Source organism: Streptomyces sp. (assembly GCF_031181555.1).
In the GTDB taxonomy this organism is placed as follows: domain Bacteria; phylum Actinomycetota; class Actinomycetes; order Streptomycetales; family Streptomycetaceae; genus Streptomyces; species Streptomyces fimbriatus.
Genome location: NZ_JAPSKQ010000282.1, coordinates 1 through 4,514, shown reverse-complemented (window position 1 = coordinate 4,514; position 4,514 = coordinate 1). Strand labels below are relative to the sequence as shown.

The 4,514-nt window shown below is 72.4% G+C and carries 3 protein-coding genes; 2 read left to right on the top strand and 1 reads right to left on the bottom strand.

Going from position 1 to position 4,514, the window contains the following annotated elements:
• Positions 1 to 593: 593 nt before the first annotated feature.
• A complete protein-coding gene (locus RIM90_RS30655; RefSeq protein WP_309064005.1) occupies positions 594 to 1,820 on the top strand; it encodes a cation:proton antiporter in 1,227 nt (408 codons plus the stop codon).
• Between the two features lie 366 nt (positions 1,821 to 2,186).
• Positions 2,187 to 2,597, top strand: coding sequence for a hypothetical protein (locus tag RIM90_RS30650; protein ID WP_309064004.1), 411 nt, complete (start codon positions 2,187 to 2,189; stop codon positions 2,595 to 2,597).
• A gap of 227 nt (positions 2,598 to 2,824) precedes the next feature.
• On the opposite strand, the gene RIM90_RS30645 is transcribed toward RIM90_RS30650, so the two are convergent.
• Positions 2,825 to 4,513, bottom strand: coding sequence for a VanW family protein (locus RIM90_RS30645; RefSeq protein ID WP_309064003.1), 1,689 nt, complete (start codon positions 4,511 to 4,513; stop codon positions 2,825 to 2,827).
• Position 4,514: the final 1 nt, after the last annotated feature.

The window sequence follows — 4,514 nt, the reverse complement described above, 5'->3', positions numbered from 1 at the left end:
CGTAGTGCGCGTCCTGCCGTCGCGGCGGTGACACGGACGATGGGTACCCGGACCGGGCAGGACGATCTCCCGGGAAGGAACGGGCTGCCCGGGCGAACGGCCGGTGCCGTCACAACTCCCGGCGCACGCCGGCTTCCTCGACGACGTCGGCGAACCGGTGCCCGGACGTACCGTCGAAAGCTCTGGCACCCGAACCCGGCCGCAACGTCGGCAGCGCTCGCCGCGATCGCCCCCACCGCCAGCCGAGTGCCGGCCAGCACACCCGTGCCTGTTGCCGCGACGGCGTCACGGCACAGGAATCCCCACACGCTCGCCAGCGCCTGCACCGGGAGGACGAAGGCCGGCAGCACCGGCGCGGCCGCGTGTGACTGAGCCGCCGGGACCCGGCCGAGCTGCAGCCCCGCCAGTACGAAGGTGCCGCCGGACAGTCCTGTGAACCGCAGGGGGAGAGGACTGCCCGAAGGCCGCGCGACCGTGCGCGAACGGCGGGAGACGGGCTCGCCGGACCAGCTGTCGGCAACGGGGCTGGGCCATCGGGCGGGCTGACGTGCCGAGAAGACATATCCCGTTCACGGCCGGGCAACCAGACGGGCATGCTGAACGTCCTGCTGACGGTGGTCGGCGGCCTGGGACTGGTGGTGGCGGCACTCTCCGGGCCTCTTGGGCGTGCTCCACTGAGCGCGCCGCTCCTGGCCCTGCTGACGGGTGTGGTTTTCGGCCCGGAGGTGCTGGGGGTCCTTGACCTGCCCACAGTGCTGGAGGGACACCAGGAACTGCACGACGTCTCCCGTCTGCTGCTGGCGGTCTCGGTCATGTCCGTGGCCCTGCGCTATCCGTTCCGTGATGTGCGAGCGCGGGTGAGGCCGCTGCTCGTCCTGCTGGTCGTGGCCATGGCGGGGATGGCGCTGCTCACCACGGTGGTGTCGGCTGTCGTACTCGGGCTCGGACTCGGTGCGGCGGCGCTGCTGGGAGCGGCTCTGTGCCCGACCGACCCGGTACTCGCCTCCGGCGTCGTCACCGGCGAGCCCGCCGAGGAGGGGATCGCCGCCCGGACCCGGCAACTGCTCTCCTTGGAGTCGGGCGCCAACGACGGGCTCGCGCTGCCCCTGGTGCTCGCCGCTGTGGCGCTCGCCGGACCGCTGACGGGAACACGAGCGCTGACGGAGTCCCTGTGGCAGGTCCTGGGTGCCGTTGTCCTCGGGGCGGCGGCGGGTTGGCTGGGCGGGAAAGCACTGCGCACGGCGGAGAGGAGCGGAAGCATCTCAGCCGGCCCGCTGCTGGTGTACACCTTGCTGCTGGCCTTCTTCGTGCTGGGCGTGTCCGGGCTGCTGCACTTCGACGGCGTTCTGGCCGTCTTCGTCAGCGGCCTGGCCTTCAACGCGGTCAGCTCGATGGATGAACGAGCGAGCGAGAACAAGATCGACGAAGCGGTCAACCGCTTCCTCGTCCTGCCGCTGTTCGTGCTGCTCGGAGCCATGATCCCCTGGCGTGAGTGGGGCGAGCTGGGCTGGTGGCGCGGCACCCTGCTGGTTCTCGGCGCGCTGCTGGTGCGCCGTCTGCCGATCCTGCTCGCCCTCAAGCGCCCCCTGTCCCTGCCCTGGCGGGACGCCGTCTTCCTGGGCTGGTTCGGCCCCATCGGCGTCTCGGCCCTGTTCTACCTGACCATGGAGGCCCACCGGCTCGGCACCGACCCCGAGGTTCTGGCGGCCGGAACGCTGGTCGTCGTGGCCAGCACCGCCGTGCACGGCATCACCACGGCCCCCGGCCTGGCCCTCTACCGCCGAGCGGCCACCGGGGGCACCAGGAAGGCCGTGGAATGAATCTGCCGGTGACGGTCCTGGAGGCGCCCCGGTGGCCGGTGCGGTGCGGAGGCTGCTGCCCGCCGCCCGGGCCCGGCGGGTGGCGGATCGCCGGAACGGTCCGGAACCCGCACGCTTCTGACGGCCGTCCTCACCCGGACGGCACTGGTGCGGAGCGAATACGCCCGCTATGCCCGTGAGCCGACCGCCGGGCCGGGGCGAGGAGCAGGCGCACGCCCCGGTCCGGCACGACGGCACGCGCCTCGTCACCGGCCTCGAAGCGCACGATGGACCGGGCCGGCGGCCGGCGAGCCGGACCAGGAGGCCGGCCACGCGACCCACGGCGGCAGACAGGGTGACCGGAAGGCGTGCGAGTAGGGTGGTCCGATGTTTGATCGTTTGGAGATCAGGGTGTTGCCGCCAGGACCCCGGTTCGCCGCCCAGTTGCGGTTCTGGGTCAACGGCGAGGACCTGGTCGAAGGGGCGGTCGGCGAAGGCGGCCGCGGACCGTACGCGGCTGATGCGCTGCCCGCCGACCGCCCCAGCCCCCTCCGGGCGACCGGCGAGGCGCGCCGTCTGGAGCTGGGGGAACCGGACTGCACCGGTGGCTGCTGCGGCTTCCTGACCGTGGTCGTGCAGCGGTTCGGGGAGATCGTGCAGTGGTCGGACTGGGAGGTTCCGGGGGAGGCGCACACCCCAGTGCCCCACCCTCCGCCGGAGCTCCACTTCGACGCGAGTCAGTACGACGCCGAGGTGGCTCGTGCCGAGGCGGACTGCTGGTGGCAGGTGCACCCGTAGCCCAGCACGGGGCGCCCTGCCCGGCTGCGGCTCTTACCGGCCTCGCGTCTCCGGCCGACGGGGAACGCCCCCAGCAGGCCCAGGTTCTGTTGAAGTCACGGGTCACGTCCCGGGCCCGGTCCACGCCGACCGGCGTTCGCCGGACGCGCCGACCGGAAACGGATGCCGACCGGGGCGTCGCGGACTGCAGGCGGGCCTCCGGCGGACGAGCCGGCGGGGGTGCGTTCTCAGGGCTGACGCCTGTTCGGCACCTCTTCGCAGACGATCTCGTCACGCGGGGTGTAGTGCGTGCGGAACGGTTCCCGCCGCACTTCCCGGCCGTCGTCGCGGAAGACCCGCTCCACGGTGACGTCGAAGCCCTCGAGCGGGGTCTGCGGCACGCACTTCTCGGCGGTGCTCACCTTCTCCGTCGGCTGCTGCACGTTGGTACGCGGCCCCTTCACCGACGTGACCTCGTCGTACTTCTTCGTGCCGAGGAAGGTGACGGTCACCGAGGTGTCGGTGGACTCGGCCTGGATGTAGACGGCCTTGCCGGAGTCGTTGGCGAACTTCAGATCGAGGCTGCCCCAGGCGACCGTCGCCTCGCGGCCCTCGGGGTAGCGCTCGATGTAGAAGGAGTGGGCGCCGTACTCGACGGGCTTGACCCCGGCGAAGAACATCGCGTTGAAGACCGTGGTGGCCACCGCGGAGACACCGCCGCCGGGCGCCTTGGTGTACTGGTCGTCGAAGATCATGACGCCCTCGGCGAAGCCGTTGGCCTCGGTGCGCTCGCCGACGGTCCGGTTGAAGCTCCAGGTCTGGTTCGGCATGACGACGGAGCCGTTGATGAGCTCCACGGCCCGGCCGACGTTCGTCGTGCGATACGGGGCCGGTTCGAAGTCGACGGTGAAGGAGGACATCTTCTCCGTCAGCCCCAGCCGGGCCGCGTTCTCGCGGGTGACCTCCGGCTGGATCTGTCGTGTGGCCACCTCGCCGGCACGGGCGGCGCCCGACTTGGTGAGCAGGGGCAGGACGGCCTTGCCCAGGGCCTTGTCGGTGACCTCCACGCCGGGTCTGGCGTCGGCGGTCACCACGACCTTGTCGCCCTCGAGCCCCAGCCGGGCGTTCCGGGGTGTGGCGGGGAGGCCGTTCAGGGCACCGGCCACCGCGGGCGCGGTGCGCAGGCCCTTGCCGTCGAGCTCCGGTGTGAGCCTGCCGGTGTCGTCCGGCCGCACGGTCAGGTACTCGCCGAGCACCGCCGGGGTGATCGTGAACCGCTTGCCGCCCGCGGTGAGCGCGACCGGCGCCGACATCGCCGGCTGCGCGAACTCGCGCACCGTCCGCCGCACCTCTTCCGCCGTGACCTTCGGCTCGGTCTCCCGTGCGGGCAGCGCCGTGACCGAGTCCTGTGCGCCGCGCAGGAAGGGGGTGCGCAGGGCGCCGATCGCGGCGTCCACGTCCAGCGCGTACCCGGTGCGCGGGGCGATCTGCTCGACACGGCCGTCGGCGAAGGAGACGGCGCCGTCGCGGACCTTCTGGTCGAGCGTCCTCGCCAGCTTCCCGAGGGCGGCACGGGCCTTGTCCTCGTCGACCCGTACGACCGGCTCGATGTCACCGCCCGAGCGGAACAGCCCGCCGATCACGCTGACCGGATCGGCGCCGGTGGACGCCGCCCGGTCGAGGGTTTCTTGGACGTCGAAGGTGAACCCCGCCTGCCGGGGATCGACCACGCCCCCGCGGTCGCCGACCTGCACGGCCAGCTTCCGCGGGCCGGCCCCCGCCAGGTGCTGCTCCAGCTTCCGGGCGGCTTCCTCGCGGCTCAGGCCCCCGATGCCCACACCGCGCACCGTCGTGCCCGACTCGATCTCACCGCCGGTGAGCAGCAGCCCGGCGAGATACAGACCGCCGATGCCGACGGTCAGCGCACCGCCCGCCAGG

Coding starts and splice junctions, on each gene's coding strand:
- RIM90_RS30655 (WP_309064005.1), top strand. CDS start 594: ATGCTGAACGTCCTGCTGACGGTGGTCGGCGGCCTGGGACTGGTGGTG.
- RIM90_RS30650 (WP_309064004.1), top strand. CDS start 2,187: ATGTTTGATCGTTTGGAGATCAGGGTGTTGCCGCCAGGACCCCGGTTC.